Here is a 14615-nt window from a genome sequence, read left to right as displayed (position 1 = left end):
GAGCGACCGACATACTCTCGCGACTACGAATCGCACATTATGTGCGTTTATCGCACGGCTGAGGGAGCTTCATGATCGACGCGGAGACTGCTACTGCGATACAACTTCTCTACGGCCGCCAAAGTCATGCGATCGACTCGGGACGCGCGGACGAATGGGCGCGCACGTTCACCCAGGACGGGGTATTCGATTCACCGAGCTACCCGCAGCCCGCAGTCGGCACGGCCGCGCTGACGGCGTTTGCGGAGCAGTTCTTCGCCGATGCCACTGCCGCACGGGAAAAGCGCCGCCATGTGATCACGAATCTCTCCGTCGACGATCGCCAGGACGGCTCACTGGACGTGGACTGCTATCTGCAGATCATGGCGACTCCTCGAGGTGGCGCCACTCGACTCGTACGCTTCACCGTGGTCCACGACCGAGTAGTCCACGAGAACGGCAGTTGGCGTGTCGCCTGCCGAACGGTGTCCCGCGACGATATTTGATACATACATTTATTTTCTAGCACGGTCGTTAGGGTTACTGACGTGACCGATTCCGACGAACCCGACTTCTGGTCGTTCATCGCCGCAGCCAACTCCAAGCTCGCGGGCGAGTACGGCTTCGAACATCAACTGGCAACCGAAGTACTCCTGACGCTCAACCGCGCGTCGAACATCGTCACCTACGACCTCGAATCCTCGATCCATCGGCCGCGCGGCTGGTCGTGGTCCTCGTTCCGCCTGCTCTTCGTCACCTGGCTCGCCGGACCGATCGAACCGAAGCGCGCGGCCGAACTGAGCGGAATGAGCCGAGCCGCGGTATCCAACCTGTCCAAGACACTCATTGCCGACGGGTTGCTCGTCAGGACACCCGACCAGGTCGACGGCCGATCGGTCCGACTCGCCCTCACCGACGACGGACACACCCGCATGGTCGAGTCCTTCGCCGAACAGAACGAGCGCGAACAGGCGTGGGCAAGCGTCCTCACCGAACCCGAGCAGCGGATTCTCGTCATGCTGCTGAACAAGCTGATCACCAACCGCAGCCAGTTCGACGTTCGCGGGCGCAATTGACGGCCAGGGTTGCACAGATCACTCCAAACTAGTTAATGTGTTTACTATCAGCTAAGGACACATCTAGGAGATCTCGTGGCCTACTACCGGCAACTCGGCTCGGTACCGCCGAAGCGTCACACTCAGCACCGGACACCCGACGGAGGCTTGTACTACGAAGAGTTGATGGGCGAGGAGGGCTTCTCCTCGGATTCGTCGCTGCTCTATCACCGCCACATCCCATCGGCGATCGTCGACGCGACCGTCTGGGAGTTACCCGACCAGTCGACGACGCCGAATCACCCACTAAAACCACGACACCTGAAGCTGCACGATCTGTTCCCGCCGGACGTCGTCGCAGAGACCGACGTGGTCGACGGCCGCCGACTGATCCTCGGAAACGGTGACGTCCGAATCTCGTACGTCGTCGCCACGAAGCCGTCGCCGCTGTACCGTAATTCGACCGGCGACGAGATGGTCTATGTCGAATCCGGCAGCGCTACAGTCGAAACCGTGTTCGGCGCACTGCAGGCACGCCAAGGCGACTACGTACTGATCCCCCGCGCGACGACGCATCGCTGGGTCCCCGACGGCGAGATACGCGCTTACGCGATGGAGGCGAACAGCCACATCGTCCCGCCCAAGCGGTACCTGTCGAAGTTCGGCCAGCTCCTGGAGAACGCACCGTTCTGCGAGCGTGACCTTCACGGTCCGGCCGCCCCTTTGCTTGCCGAGGGCACAGATGTCGAGGTCCTCGTCAAACACCGTGGATCCACTGGAATCGTCGGCACCCGCTACGTGTATCCGAACCACCCGTTCGACGTCGTCGGCTGGGACGGATGCCTGTATCCGTACACGTTCAACATCTCCGACTACGAACCCATCACCGGTCGTGTGCACCAGCCCCCGCCTGCGCATCAGGCGTTCGAGGGCGACAATTTCGTCATCTGCAGCTTCGTGCCGCGCAAGGTCGACTACCACCCGCTGTCGATTCCGGTGCCGTACTACCACTCCAATGTCGACTCCGACGAGATCATGTTCTACGTCGGCGGCGACTACGAAGCCCGTAAGGGCTCGGGCATCGGGCAGGGCTCGATCTCCATCCATCCTGGCGGACATGCTCATGGTCCCCAGCCCGGCGCGTACGAACGTAGTATCGGCGCCGAGTTCTTCGACGAACTCGCCGTCATGGTCGACACGTTCCGCCCCCTCGAACTCGGCGAGGGCGCGCTCGCCTGCGAAGACCCGGCTTATGCCTGGAGCTGGGCTGGGCGAGGACCTGCGTCGTGACCGCATCCTCGATACCGGAGCTCTTCCACGGACTGTGCGACGACGCAGCCCTGTTCCCGCCCGGCAACGCACCTCTGGGCCACGCGGTGCCGCAGCACCTCGGCTACCGCGACGCAGCCTACGCACATCTCGTCGGGCCGTTCGTCTTCCCGATCCCGCGACTACATGAGCTGACGCCCACGAAGATCGACCTGTCGTTGACCGCTCCTGGAGGCCCGTCGAGCGTCGCTGCAGGACTCGAAGCAGCGCAGTCGATCCCAGGCGTTTCGGTCGTAGCCGTCGAGGTCGCAATTCCGGACGGCACCGACCTGACGGCACTGCGCGCCGTCGGCGACAACGTCGACGTCTACGTCGAGATCCCCCGCGACGATCGCCGACACGACATCTTCGACGCCGTCGAGCGGCGCGGTTACCGGGCGAAGTTCCGCACGGGAGGCGTCACAGCGGACCTGTATCCGGACGAGGCGGAACTGGCGGCGGGCATTGCCGAGGCCTCCCGTCGCGGTGTTCGGTTCAAAGCCACCGCAGGGCTTCATCACGCGATCCGGAACACCGCCGCGGACAACGGTTTCGAGCAGCACGGCTATCTGAATGTGCTGCTTGCAGCTCAGGCCGCGGCCGACGGTAGTTCAGTTCGTGATCTCGAACGCATCCTCGCGATCCGGGATCCCGATGTCGTGGCGAAAGAAGTCGCCGCGATCGACACCGACCGCGCATTCCTGTCGTTCGGGACCTGCAGTATCAGTGAACCGCTCGACGACCTGATTTCGCTAGGACTCATCAACCCCTTGTGAGTAGAAATGTGCACCAGGGTGCACATTTCTGCTCACAGCTCCGAAGGAGCCCCACGTGACACATATCGACGTCCCTTTCAATTCCGAGTTCGGGATCGACAACCTCCCGTACGGCATCTTTTCGACCGGTACGACCGACAAGCGCGTCGGAGTCCGGCTCGGCAACAACGTCGTCGACCTCGTGCAAGCTTTGCACGACGACGTGTTCGACCACGCGTCTCTCAACCCCTTCATGGCTCAGGGCCGCGCGCGCTGGATCGAGGTCCGCACCACGCTCACCGAGGCCGTCACGACAGACTCCGTCCCAACCGACGCAATTCACCCGCTCGACACCGTCACGATGCACATGCCGTTCGACGTGGCCGATTACGTGGACTTCTACGCCTCGGAACATCACGCCACCAATCTCGGTCGTCTGTTTCGTCCCGACGCAGAACCGTTGCTGCCCAACTGGAAACACCTTCCGGTCGGATACCACGGTCGCTCAGGTACCGTCGTCGTCTCCGGAACGGACATCGCGCGACCGAACGGTCAACGCAAGGCGCCCGATCAGGCGATGCCGTCCTTCGGGCCGAGCACTCGACTCGACATCGAGGCAGAGATGGGCTTCGTCGTCGGAATCCCGTCGAACGACCCGATCACACCGGACCGATTCGCAGAACACGTTTTCGGTGCCGTAGTCGTCAACGACTGGTCGGCCCGCGACATCCAAGCCTGGGAATACGTGCCCCTCGGCCCCAATCTCGGCAAGAGCTTCGCGACGTCGATCTCGCCGTGGGTAGTGCCGCTGCTCGCCCTCGAGTCAGCGCGAACCATCACCCCGATCCAAGAGCCGCAACCCCTCGAATATCTGCGTGAAACTCAGTCCTGGGCACTCGATATCGACCTGACCGTCTCCTGGAACGGCCACGACGTCTCGTACCCGCCGTACCGCGAGATGTACTGGTCACCCGCTCAGATGCTCGCTCACCAGACCATCAACGGAGCCACCTCGCGCACCGGTGATCTGTTCGCGTCGGGAACGATCTCCGGGCCGGAGAAGCACCAGCGCGGGGCGTTCATCGAACTGACCTGGGGCGGAACGGAACCCGCGATACTGGGCGACGAGACTCGAACTTTCCTCGAAGACGGCGATGAGGTAGTCATCGCTGCCAACGCACCAGGACCGAACGGCACCCGCATCGGTTTCGGCGACGTCCGCGGCCGCATCGTCCCGGCAAAGAACGACTAACGCAACAGCCGACCCAATTGTGCCGCCGCGGCGACCACCGCTGCGCCGAGGCGCTTTTCGTCGTCGATCTCGAAGACCGACGCGCCGAGACTTGCCAGCGCATCACCGCGGCGGCCTGGAATCACCGCTGACACACCACCTACAGACGGAATGACCTCACCCTGGGTGACCGCATAGCCGACGGCGCGGGCCCGGGTCACTTCTGCGCGCTCGCCTTCCACCTCGGGCAGAGCGGCGAGCATTGCAAGTCCGGCGGATCCGCGGTCGATAGGATCCACCTGTCCGCCGCGAAAGGCGACGTGTACCTTCGCGCCGCGGGGTTCGACGACCATCAAAGCTCGCACCTCGTGGTCGTTCTCGCGTACGACGAGATGCACCGTCGCACCCAGCTGATCAGCGAGCTCCTCCAACACCGGACGCGCCACGGTTCGGAGATCTTGCTCGACGGGCTCGGCAAGCGCTACGAGTCCTGCCCCGAGTGCAATTCGTTTGAAGTCGTCCCGACGGCACAGGTGATGCGCCTCCAGGGTCCGCACCAGTCGGTGCGCGACAGTGCGATGCACGCCGATGCCTTCGGCGATCTCGGTTATGGACAGTCCGTTCGGACACTCGGCCAGAAGCTCCAGAACCACCAGGCCGTGATGAAGGGTTTTCGACATGCCCGAATCGAGCTGAACAGCATCTTTACTCGAGAAACCATGAGTCACTTGTCGCCCCTGTTGACGTTTGTGAGGTGGACCACCTACAGTTCGATATGTATCGCACACTGCGTGCGATTATCGCACATCTCCCGGGCCACCGCAAGCTCTGCTCCGGTCAGCCCGATCGAGAGACTTTTTCGCAAGGAGAGATTTCATGACCACCACCAATCCTGGACGCGTCGTAGACCGCACGATGACCGCGGTCTACCCGGAACTCGCGGGCAAGGTCGCCGTCATCACCGGTGCCGCGCGCGGAATGGGCTCGGTGTTCGCCAAAGGTCTTGCGGCTCGCGGTGTGAACGTCATCGGCGCCGACATCAACGACGCGCAGATGAAGGAAACAGCCGAGCAGCTGAACCGCGAGCTGGCCACCGACAAGCTCGTCGCCCAGCCCGGAAAGGTCGTCGGCGCGCGCATCGACGTCACCGTCGCCGACGATCACGAAGCCCTGGCGCAGACCGCTCTTTCAGAGTTCGGCCGAATCGACTTCTGGATCAACAACGCGGGCATCTTCCCGTTCGCCCTTGCTGCCGACATCACGCCGGAGCAGATCAATGCGACGCTGAGCGTCAACGTAGAGGGAGTCCTGTTCGGTTCTCAGGCGGCAGGCAGGCACATGAGCGAGGGCGGCGCCATCGTCAACATGTCCTCGGTGTCCGCACTGCGTGTCCGCAAGGGCCGTGGCGCCTACTGCACCTCGAAGGCGGCCGTCGCACATCTGACGGAGTCCCTCGCTGTGGAATTCGGCGACATCGGCATTCGCGTCAACTCCATCGCACCCGGCTACATCGACACCGAGATGACCCGTTGGGTCCAAGAAGACCCCGAAGCCCTCGCAAAGGCGCTCGACGCCGTACCGCTGCACCGCCTCGGCGCACCCGAGGAGGTCTTCGGTCCACTCCTGTTCCTGTTGTCGGACAGCGCACGCTACGTGACCGGGCACAGCATCGCCGTCGACGGTGGCTCGCGCCATGTCTGACAACGATTACGACGTCGTGGTGATCGGTGGTGGCGGTGCAGGACTCGCGGCAGCTGTAACCGCAGCCGAGAACGGCGCGTCGGTGATTCTGTTCGAGGCGTTGAAGGAACTCGGCGGTTCGACGGCTCTGTCCGCCGGCCTGTTCACTGCGGCGGGGACGTCCGTCCAGCGCGGTCTCGGCATCGAGGACAGCGCCGAGAAGTACTTCCAGCACTACATGGACCTGAACCAGTGGATGCTGGAGCCCGGACTCGTTCGCGCGTTCTGCGAGAACGCCGGACCGACACTCGAATGGCTCATCGAGCTCGGTGTCGAGATTCCCGTCAGGATCTCCGGCAACGCTCATCAGCCGGGGCTGAGTCAGGCGGGAGTCGAAGACGTATGGCGCGGACACGTACCGAAGGATCAGGGATACGGACTGGTGCAGGTTCTCGACGCCGCTCGCCGTAAGCACGGCATCGACGTCGTCCTCGATACCCGCGTTCAGTCCCTGCTCTCCGAGAACGGACGCGTCGTCGGTGTCGTCGCCGACGACGTCGAGCTCAGTGCAGGCGCTGTCGTCGTCGCGTCGGGAGGCTTCGCTCAGGACCCGACGTTCGTCGATCGCCACTATCCCGTCGCGAACAAGGCAGGCGACTCGCTGTTCGTCGTTGCCGCCGAAGGCAGTCGCGGTGACCATCTTCGCTTCGCCGAGGCGGTGGACGCGTCGATCGCCGGTGACGGATGGGGCCTGATGCTTCCCACTGTCTACTTCCAGCGGTACCACCACTGGCAGTCCGGATTCCCGCCGAAGTCACGCATCTACGTCAACGCCGCAGGACGACGATTCATGGACGAGGACGCTTCCTACGCCGTCTCTACCGGCATCATCGATCACCAGGGCGGTTCGGCGTGGATCGTCTTCGACGAGAACGCACGGGTGAATCTGCCCGTGGGGTATGCGGATTGGGCAGCCGATCGTGTCACCGAGGAGGCCGACGCCGGCCGCACCCTGCGGGCCGACACCCTCGATCAGCTTGCCGACCTGATGCAGGTCCCCGTGACGGCCTTGAACGCTACCGTCGCGCGATGGAATGCGAACCTGCCGCGCGGCGAGGACCCCGACTTCCTGCGTCATCGGACGTTGTCGAACAAGGGGAGCACCGAGAATCCCGACCCGGTCGACCAGGGCCCGTTCTACGCAGCACGGATCCTCCCCGCGGAACTGGTCTGCACACACGCAGGACTGCAGATCGACCGGAACTCGGCCGTACTGAACACCGACGGCGTTCCGATTCCCGGACTCTATGCCGCCGGTGAGGCAGGTGCCGGTGTTCTCGGCCTGCGCTACGTGGGCGGCGGTAACGCAGTAGCCAACGCGTTGACGATGGGTCGCATCGCCGGCCGAAACGCCGCGCACGCAACAGCGAGCGCCGAGGCGCTGGCGATCTGACCTCTCCACTCCCCTACCCTTGACCACTGAGGAACAATGATGACTACCAACGAGAGCGCCGTGCACTCCGAGCCCGGCCGCGAGGCCGATGAGTCGACCACGGTGAAGCAATCCCCCTTGACGGTGATACGCGCCGCCGTCGTCGGAACCGTCGTCGAGTACTACGATTTCGGCATCTACGGCTACATGGCCACGACCATTGCAGCCCTGTTCTTCGTATCGGAAGATCCGACCGCCGCGTTGCTCGGAACCTTCGCGGCATTCGCTGTTGCCTTCTTCCTTCGCGTTCCCGGTGGAATCTTCTTCGGACACATCGGTGACAAGTACGGACGAAAGAACGCGCTGTCCTGGACCATCCTGCTGATGGTCATCGCGACAGCCGGAATCGGACTGCTGCCGACGTACGTCACCCTCGGAGTGTGGGCGACCTCGGTCCTGGTGCTGTGTCGATGCCTTCAAGGATTCGCCGCAGGCGGCGAACTCGGCGGAGCGAACGCCTTCGTCTCGGAATCCGCACCGACTCGGTGGCGTGCGACTCAGACCTCGATGGTCAACACCGGCACCTACATCGGTTCGTTGTTGGCGTCACTGTGCGCACTGGCGTTGAACACCGTCTTCACCGAGGACCAGGTCCTGTCGTGGGCGTGGCGAATCCCATTCCTGCTCAGCCTCGTCATCGGCGGAGTCGGCATCTGGATCCGTAGCAAGCTCGACGACACACCGGAGTTCAAGGAGCTCGAGGACAAGGGCGAGACCAAGAAGCTGCCCATCTCGGAGCTCCTGAGCACCTCCCGCGGAAGCGTCGTCAAGATCATTTTTCTCGGCGCACTCATCACCGGCGGCTACTACATCGCTTCGGTCTACGCGGCGACGTACCTCAGGACCGAAGGCGGCCAGACTGCCCAGGCAGCATTCCTCTCCACCTCCCTGGCCCTGGTCCTGGGCGTCATCACCCTTCCGATCGCGGGCTACATGGCCGACAAGTACGGTCGCAAGCCGGTGCTGTTCGGCGGCAGCTTCGCATCCATCGTCCTCGGCGTGCCGATGTTCATGATGATGGCGGGCGGCAGTTTGTGGCAGGCCGTCGTCGGCCAGTCCGTCCTGTTCATCGCGGTCTCGGTGGTCAACGGCGCTTCGTACGTCACCTACGTCGAGATGCTCAAGACATCGGTGCGCTACAGCGGTCTCGCACTCGGAAACAACACCACCAACATGCTCCTCGGTGGTACCGCGCCGTTCATCGCGACGTGGCTGATCTCGATGACCGGCAACGCACTGGCTCCGGCCGGTTACTTCGTGTTCTGCGCCATCCTCACGTTCGTCACGGTCTTCTTCGTCGCCGAGACCAAGGGCACCGAGCTGAAGACCGGATAGGGAACGCAGACATGAGTTTTCAAGGAAAAGTCGTTCTCGTGACCGGCGCGGGCAGCGGTATGGGCAAAGTCGAATCGCAGTTGCTCGCGCAGCGCGGCGCGAAGGTGTGGGTCACCGACATCTCGTCCACCTCGGCCCAACAGGTGGCGGGAGAGATCGTCGCCGACGGTGGCCTCGCAGAGTTTCACGCTCTCGATGTGACGTCGCCGGACTCCTGGCAGCAACTCGTGGAACGCATCGAAGACGTGGACAACGGCTTGGACGGACTCGTCAACAATGCAGGCGTCAGCCACCGAGCGGGGATCGTCGAGACGACCGTCGAAGATTGGCACCGCGTCATGGACATCAATCTGAGTTCGGTGTTCTACGGCATGAAGTTCTGCGCGCCCTTGCTCGTGCGAGGAGGTGGGTCCATCGTCAACGTCTCGTCCATCGCCGGCATGCTCGGCTACTTCGCGGCCGGATACGGCGCCAGCAAGTGGGGAGTACGTGGTCTGTCGAAGGTCGGTGCACTCGAATTCGCCGAGCACGATGTCCGCGTCAATTCGATCCATCCCGGCCTTGTCGACACCCCACTGCTGCACTCGGGCTCTTCGGAGTTCGTCGACACCAGCCTGAAGTCCGTTCCAGCAGGTCGTGTCGCCGACTCGGAGGAGATCGCCGAGTCCGTCGCATTCCTGTTGTCCGACGCCGCTCGCTACATCACCGGGACCGAGATAGTCGTCGACGGTGGCTTGACGTCCGGCGGGATCTACCACCGAATCACCCGCGAGCTGAAGGGATGATCGTCGCAGTCATCCGCCAAGCATGAGATCGATCCGAGTATGGGCCGCAGCATGTCGCTGCGGCCCATACTCGTCCTCGTTCGATCATGCGACGGAGGTGGCGTACACGTGAGTGCAGATGTGCTGATTGCCGGAGCGGGACCGATCGGGCTGACCGCGGCGATAGAGCTGCGTAGGCGAGGTATCGACTGCCGCATCGTCGATTCCGCGTCGACTCCGCCGCAGTACGCGAAAGCCGTTGGTATTCAGCCGCGCACGCTGGAGGTGTTCGAGAACATGGGCGTTTCCGGTGCGATCCTCGATGCTTCGGTGCCGATGCGGGGTCAGATCGCGTTCGACGGAGGTGTCGAGGTCGGCCGAATCGAGCTGACGTTGCCGCCGGATGTTCCGTACTGGTTCGCCGGACTCCCCCAGTACGAAACCGAACGCATTCTCGCCGAGCATCTCGCCGGGCTGGGGACTGTGGTCGAGCGGGGCGTCGGGCTGGCGTCGTTCGAGCAGGACGAGCAGCGCGTCGCTGCGACCCTGACCGACGGATCGACGGCGGACGTGCAGTACTTGATCGGCTGCGACGGGGCCCACAGCGCGGTGCGCAAGCAGCTGGGACTGACGTTCGAGGGTGGGGCGTTCGCGGAGGGCTACATGCTGGGCGACATCGAGGTCGACTGGTCGCTACCACCGGGATACGGGGTCAGGAGCTCACACCGGACCGAGGACGGAACCGTCGACGATCTGCTGGTGGCGATCCCACTTCCCGGCCACGGTCGTTACCGGATGTCGATGTTCGTGCCGGAGGAGCTCACGGCCGCGCCCAGTGCCGGCGACGGCATCGTGCACGGCTTCACCGGTGGGCCGGCGCCCGAACTCCACCACATCCAGGCGGTGTTGGACCGGTTGTCACCAGAACCGACGACGGCACGGAATCTGCGGTGGTCTTCCGTGTTCAAGATCAGCCACCGCATCGTCGACGTGTACGGCAGGGGACGCGTCTTCGTCGCCGGGGACGCTGCGCACATTCACCCTCCGACCGGCGCTCAGGGCATGAACACCGGCATACAGGACGCGCACAATCTGGCGTGGAAGGTGGCCCTCTCGGTGCGGGGCATCGCCGCGGACGGCCTGACGGACACCTACGACGCGGAGCGCAGGCCTGTCGGTGAGGACGTCGTCGGGATGACCGTCCGCAGCGCCCGCGAGGGCATCGGCGCCGGTGAGAACTCCTTCGAGACGGCGATGCGTCGGCAAGCGCAGTTGTTGATCTCCTACCCGCCGGGTCCTCTCGTGTCGGCAGTCGACGACGCGTCGACCGCGGTGCAACCGGGAGAACGCGCTCCGGATGCTCGGGAGTTGCGTCGGGACATCGTCGCGTTCTCCTTCCGGTTGTTCGATCTGTTCGCCGGGGTGTCGCACACGCTGCTGCTGTGGTCGGACGTCTCGGGGGGCTCGGGGGGCTCGGGGGGCTCGGGGGGCTGGGTGGCGGAGTACGAGGAACTGGCAGCTGACGCCGTCTCTGCGGCACACGGCCTGCTCGACGCCTACCTGGTGGTCGCCGAGCGGGTCGACTCGACGTTGCCGGTGATCGTCGACGCGCAGGGGCAGTTTCGCGACGCGTATTCGATTGCCGGTCCCGAGGTGTTCGTCGTGCGGCCCGACGGGTACCTGGGCCACCGGGGATCTCCCGATACCGCGGCGGTCGTCGGCTATCTGAAAGGCACCTTCGCCTGAGATCGATGACTTCGCACGCCGGCGCGGGTCTTCATAGGTGTACGAAGCACAGTTCTCCTGACGAACGGACACCTCATGGCCATCGAACACGTACTCGCCGTCGTACCGGTGACGGACATCGACGCAGCCGAAACGTGGTACTCGTCGTTCTTCGGGGCGCCTGCCACCAACAACCCGATGCCGACCCTCGTCGAATGGAAGGTGACCGATGTCGGGTGGGTGCAGGTCACCGTCGACGACGTACGCGCAGGCACCGGTCTGCTGAATTTCGGGATCGACGATCTCGACGCTCACCGCGCGGAACTCGCATCCCGAGGTATCGACGCCGGTGACGTCGTCGACGCGAACAAAGGCGTTCGGTTGTCGACGGTTCTCGACCCCGACGGCAACACCATCACCCTCATCGGCGGGTTCCGGGTCGACTACTGAACCTGGGCGCACGTTCGAGGTCGAATCAACTGGGAGTAATCTCCAGTAAGTGATGCCGCTCCTGACCAGTCGACGCTACGTCGACCTGCGCCTACAAGCGAGCTCTCTCTGTCTGTGACCGAGTCGTCTCGGCGTCGCATTCTCTGATTCGAAGGGCTTCTCCGCCCTCACCTCTTTTCCTGTCGAAAGGCATCTTCATGTCTGCGCCCAGTACTACGCGCGCGTCCCGCATACCCACGTGGGCAAAATCCTTCGGGCCTCAGATCGTCGCCGGGTTGATCCTCGGCGTCGTTCTCGGTCTCATCGCACGATCGATGCCCGACGCGGCCGACGGTAACGAGAACTGGCTGGTCGGCACCGTCGCCACCATCGGGTCGAGTTACGTCAAGCTGCTCACCGTCGCAGTCGTGCCGCTGGTGTTCACCGCCATCGTGTCCTCGATCGCGAATCTTCGCCAGGTAGCCAACGCTGCCCGGTTGGCGGTCCAGACTTTGTTGTGGTTCGCGATCACCGCGTTCATCGCCGTGATCATCGGAATCGTCATCGGTCTGGTCGCTCAACCGGGTTCACGCACCGGCGTCGAAGCGACGTCCGCGAAGGACCCGAGCAGTGTCGGTTCCTGGTGGTCGTTTCTGACCGGGCTGGTACCGAACAACTTCTTCGCGCTCGGGTCGAAGACATCGGTCACCACCGAAGCTGCCGGTGACGGAATCGCCAGCACAGCAACCACTTCGCTGAGCTTCAACATTCTCCAGCTTCTCGTGATCGCAGTCGCCATCGGCATCGCGGCGTTGAAGATCGGCGAGAAAGCGGAGCCGTTCCTGAACTTCAACGCATCGTTGCTCGCGATCGTGCAGAAGGTGTTGTGGTGGATCATCCGGCTCGCCCCAATCGGCACGGCCGCACTCATCGCGAACGCGGTCGCGACCTACGGGTGGGATGCGATCGGTTCCCTCGGCGTGTTCACCGTCGCCATCTACGTCGGCCTGGCCATCGTCTTCTTCGTCGTGTACCCCGTCATCGTTCGTGCGCACGGACTTTCGGTTCGCCAGTTCTTCTCCGGCGTGTGGCCCGCCACGCAGCTGGGCTTCGTCTCGCGCTCGTCGATCGGCACGCTGCCCCTCACCGAGCGCGTCACCGAACGCAATCTCGGTGTGCCGCGTGAGTACGCATCCTTCGCAGTACCGCTGGGCGCCACCACCAAGATGGACGGTTGCGCGGCAATCTATCCCGCCATCGCCGCCATCTTCGTCGCCCAGTTCTACGGCGTCTCCCTCACGTTCACCGATTACCTGTTGATCGTCGTGGTCTCCGTCATCGGATCCGCCGCGACCGCGGGAACCACCGGTGCGACGGTGATGTTGACTCTGACACTGTCGACGCTCGGATTGCCACTCGCCGGCGTCGGATTGCTGCTGGCGGTCGAGCCGATCGTCGACATGGGCCGCACGGCCGTCAACGTGACCGGACAGGCGCTCGTCCCGGCGATCGTCGCCAAGCGCGAGGGCATCCTCGACGAAGCCCGGTACAACAGCCCGCGTAACGGCGACCCGTTCAGCGACGACGACGTCACGCCGCCGACGGACCGCCAGCCGCAGCTGTCGTCCTAGTGACAATGGCTGCGGCGGTGCGCCGAGCGCGCCGTCGCAGCCATTAAACTAGGCGCTCATGGGATCCAAAGGACCGGCAAGCCGGGGGCAGAAGCGCGCAGCGAAAACGAAGGCGCGTGCCCGACGGCAACAATCCGCAGGCTCCGCTGCCCGCACATCCACGATCTCCCATGCCCTGCTGGAACATTTCCACTCCTGGCTCACCGATCGCGACATGGGTGAGCACGCCGACCGCGTGGTCAGCCTGGTGAAGACGACGCTGGGTCAGGTCGACCGGGCCAACCCGGGATTCGTCGTGACCTCCTGGACTCCGAACGACGCCCACTTCATCGTCGACGCCGTCGAGCGGATCGAGGACTCCGATCCGGACAACGGTGCTGCCGCAGCAACGAACATCGTCGTGACGCTGCTCGAATTCCTCACCTTCCTCGACGAGACCGACGCATGGACCGGTAGCGACGAGGACTTCGCGCACTGCATGGAAGACCTCACCGACTTCATCGACAACGATCCGGACGTCCTCGCCCCGGACGACATCGAGTTGCCGCTCGTCGCGCCGGCCGACGAGTCGGCAGCGCTGGCCGCACTTCCCGTCGTGGCCGGTGTCGCAGCCTTGGTCGACCGGGTGGGATCCGGCGCCTCGGTGAACGACATTCCCGAACTGTCGACGGCGCTGTCCGAGGAAGGCGAGCACGACCACTCGGACCACGAACCGCAGCCCGAGAACATCACGGCCCTCGACCACTGGGCAGTCGCCTTCGCCACCGACATTCTGGAGACGGACGGCACCCGAGTCGTGCCGGGCTCGGCGGTGGACAGTTTCTCCTCGCGATCCGTCGACGTGCTTCGAGACGTCCTCACCCAGCACATCCGCCACCAACTCAGCATGAGCGAGACCGACGTCTCGATGTCCCTGTCGAACACCTTTGCCATCCAGACCTTGCTCGCGGCTATGACCGAGGACCTGCCCCTCGACAACGCGGACGAGGACTACGAGGGCCTCGAAGGCGAGGACCTGCGGACGGCGCAGTTGATCGACTACCGGATCCGCGCCTTGCAGGAGCAAACCGTACTGGTCTCCGCCGACGACGCATTGACGGTTCCCGAGGCACTGCGACCTGCCGTTCTTGCGGGTGTGTCGCTGGCGGAACCGTTCGGAGATCAGGATCCGGACGACCTGTAACGAACTACGCGGTACGTACGACATGGTGCTCGGAATACAGCACACGGC

14 protein-coding genes are annotated in these 14615 nt (G+C 63.9%); 13 read left to right on the top strand and 1 reads right to left on the bottom strand.

Features of this window, described 5'->3' with window-relative positions:
- The first annotated feature begins 71 nt into the window (after window positions 1-71).
- The 5 genes from H292_RS0123465 to fahA all read left to right on the top strand — a co-directional run bounded on the left by H292_RS0123465 (window position 72) and on the right by fahA (window position 4349).
- The gene (locus H292_RS0123465; RefSeq protein WP_020113025.1) at window positions 72-485 is read left to right on the top strand and encodes a nuclear transport factor 2 family protein; all 414 of its coding nucleotides are present in this window, start codon (window positions 72-74) and stop codon (window positions 483-485) included.
- Between the two features lie 42 nt (window positions 486-527).
- The gene (locus H292_RS0123460; protein WP_020113024.1) at window positions 528-1055 is read left to right on the top strand and encodes a MarR family winged helix-turn-helix transcriptional regulator; all 528 of its coding nucleotides are present in this window, start codon (window positions 528-530) and stop codon (window positions 1053-1055) included.
- 75 nt (window positions 1056-1130) lie between these two features.
- The gene (locus H292_RS0123455) at window positions 1131-2324 is read left to right on the top strand and encodes a homogentisate 1,2-dioxygenase (RefSeq protein ID WP_027499036.1); all 1194 of its coding nucleotides are present in this window, start codon (window positions 1131-1133) and stop codon (window positions 2322-2324) included.
- Window positions 2321-3118, top strand: coding sequence for a hypothetical protein (locus H292_RS0123450; RefSeq protein ID WP_020113022.1), 798 nt, complete (start codon window positions 2321-2323; stop codon window positions 3116-3118). The genes H292_RS0123455 and H292_RS0123450 overlap by 4 nt, the downstream gene beginning before the upstream one ends.
- Window positions 3119-3173: 55 nt before the next feature.
- Entirely contained in the window at window positions 3174-4349 is a 1176-nt protein-coding gene (gene fahA, locus H292_RS0123445) for a fumarylacetoacetase (protein ID WP_020113021.1), read from the top strand.
- On the opposite strand, the gene H292_RS0123440 is transcribed toward fahA, so the two are convergent.
- The gene (locus H292_RS0123440) at window positions 4346-5008 is read right to left on the bottom strand and encodes an IclR family transcriptional regulator (RefSeq protein ID WP_020113020.1); all 663 of its coding nucleotides are present in this window, start codon (window positions 5006-5008) and stop codon (window positions 4346-4348) included. The two genes, fahA and H292_RS0123440, sit on opposite strands and share 4 nt — an antisense overlap.
- A gap of 196 nt (window positions 5009-5204) precedes the next feature.
- On the opposite strand from H292_RS0123440, the gene H292_RS0123435 reads away from it, so the two are divergent.
- From H292_RS0123435 to H292_RS0123400, 8 genes are all read left to right on the top strand, one after another.
- Entirely contained in the window at window positions 5205-6029 is an 825-nt protein-coding gene (locus H292_RS0123435; protein WP_020113019.1) for an SDR family NAD(P)-dependent oxidoreductase, read from the top strand.
- On the top strand, window positions 6022-7461 hold the full coding sequence (locus H292_RS0123430) for an FAD-dependent oxidoreductase (protein WP_027499035.1): 1440 nt from the start codon (window positions 6022-6024) through the stop codon (window positions 7459-7461). Before H292_RS0123435 ends, H292_RS0123430 begins: the two co-directional genes overlap by 8 nt.
- Before the next feature lie 39 nt (window positions 7462-7500).
- Complete coding sequence (locus H292_RS0123425; protein WP_027499034.1) at window positions 7501-8835, top strand: MFS transporter; 1335 nt, start codon at window positions 7501-7503, stop codon at window positions 8833-8835.
- 11 nt (window positions 8836-8846) lie between these two features.
- Window positions 8847-9620: an SDR family NAD(P)-dependent oxidoreductase gene (locus H292_RS0123420; RefSeq protein ID WP_020113016.1), complete on the top strand. Its 774-nt coding sequence runs from the start codon at window positions 8847-8849 to the stop codon at window positions 9618-9620.
- A 51-nt stretch (window positions 9621-9671) separates the two neighbouring features.
- Window positions 9672-11345, top strand: coding sequence for an FAD-dependent monooxygenase (locus H292_RS0123415; RefSeq protein WP_442978582.1), 1674 nt, complete (start codon window positions 9672-9674; stop codon window positions 11343-11345).
- A gap of 75 nt (window positions 11346-11420) precedes the next feature.
- The gene (locus tag H292_RS0123410; RefSeq protein ID WP_020113014.1) at window positions 11421-11774 is read left to right on the top strand and encodes a VOC family protein; all 354 of its coding nucleotides are present in this window, start codon (window positions 11421-11423) and stop codon (window positions 11772-11774) included.
- 197 nt (window positions 11775-11971) lie between these two features.
- Complete coding sequence (locus H292_RS0123405; protein ID WP_020113013.1) at window positions 11972-13384, top strand: dicarboxylate/amino acid:cation symporter; 1413 nt, start codon at window positions 11972-11974, stop codon at window positions 13382-13384.
- Between the two features lie 58 nt (window positions 13385-13442).
- A complete protein-coding gene (locus H292_RS0123400) occupies window positions 13443-14567 on the top strand; it encodes a hypothetical protein (protein WP_230595473.1) in 1125 nt (374 codons plus the stop codon).
- Window positions 14568-14615: the final 48 nt, after the last annotated feature.

Origin of the sequence: Rhodococcus sp. 114MFTsu3.1 (genome assembly GCF_000383555.1) — a bacterium.
Taxonomy (GTDB): domain Bacteria; phylum Actinomycetota; class Actinomycetes; order Mycobacteriales; family Mycobacteriaceae; genus Rhodococcoides; species Rhodococcoides fascians_E.
Note: the sequence above shows the minus strand (reverse complement) of the source record. Positions and strands in the feature narration are given on the sequence as shown.

Bases quoted from the DNA above. Each gene is read 5' to 3' on its own strand.
- H292_RS0123430 (WP_027499035.1), top strand. From the start codon at position 6,022: ATGTCTGACAACGATTACGACGTCGTGGTGATCGGTGGTGGCGGTGCA.
- H292_RS0123440 (WP_020113020.1), bottom strand. From the start codon at position 5,008: ATGTCGAAAACCCTTCATCACGGCCTGGTGGTTCTGGAGCTTCTGGCC.
- H292_RS0123410 (WP_020113014.1), top strand. From the start codon at position 11,421: ATGGCCATCGAACACGTACTCGCCGTCGTACCGGTGACGGACATCGAC.
- H292_RS0123435 (WP_020113019.1), top strand. From the start codon at position 5,205: ATGACCACCACCAATCCTGGACGCGTCGTAGACCGCACGATGACCGCG.
- H292_RS0123400 (WP_230595473.1), top strand. From the start codon at position 13,443: ATGGGATCCAAAGGACCGGCAAGCCGGGGGCAGAAGCGCGCAGCGAAA.
- H292_RS0123465 (WP_020113025.1), top strand. From the start codon at position 72: ATGATCGACGCGGAGACTGCTACTGCGATACAACTTCTCTACGGCCGC.
- H292_RS0123420 (WP_020113016.1), top strand. From the start codon at position 8,847: ATGAGTTTTCAAGGAAAAGTCGTTCTCGTGACCGGCGCGGGCAGCGGT.
- H292_RS0123425 (WP_027499034.1), top strand. From the start codon at position 7,501: ATGACTACCAACGAGAGCGCCGTGCACTCCGAGCCCGGCCGCGAGGCC.
- H292_RS0123405 (WP_020113013.1), top strand. From the start codon at position 11,972: ATGTCTGCGCCCAGTACTACGCGCGCGTCCCGCATACCCACGTGGGCA.
- H292_RS0123415 (WP_442978582.1), top strand. From the start codon at position 9,672: ATGTCGCTGCGGCCCATACTCGTCCTCGTTCGATCATGCGACGGAGGT.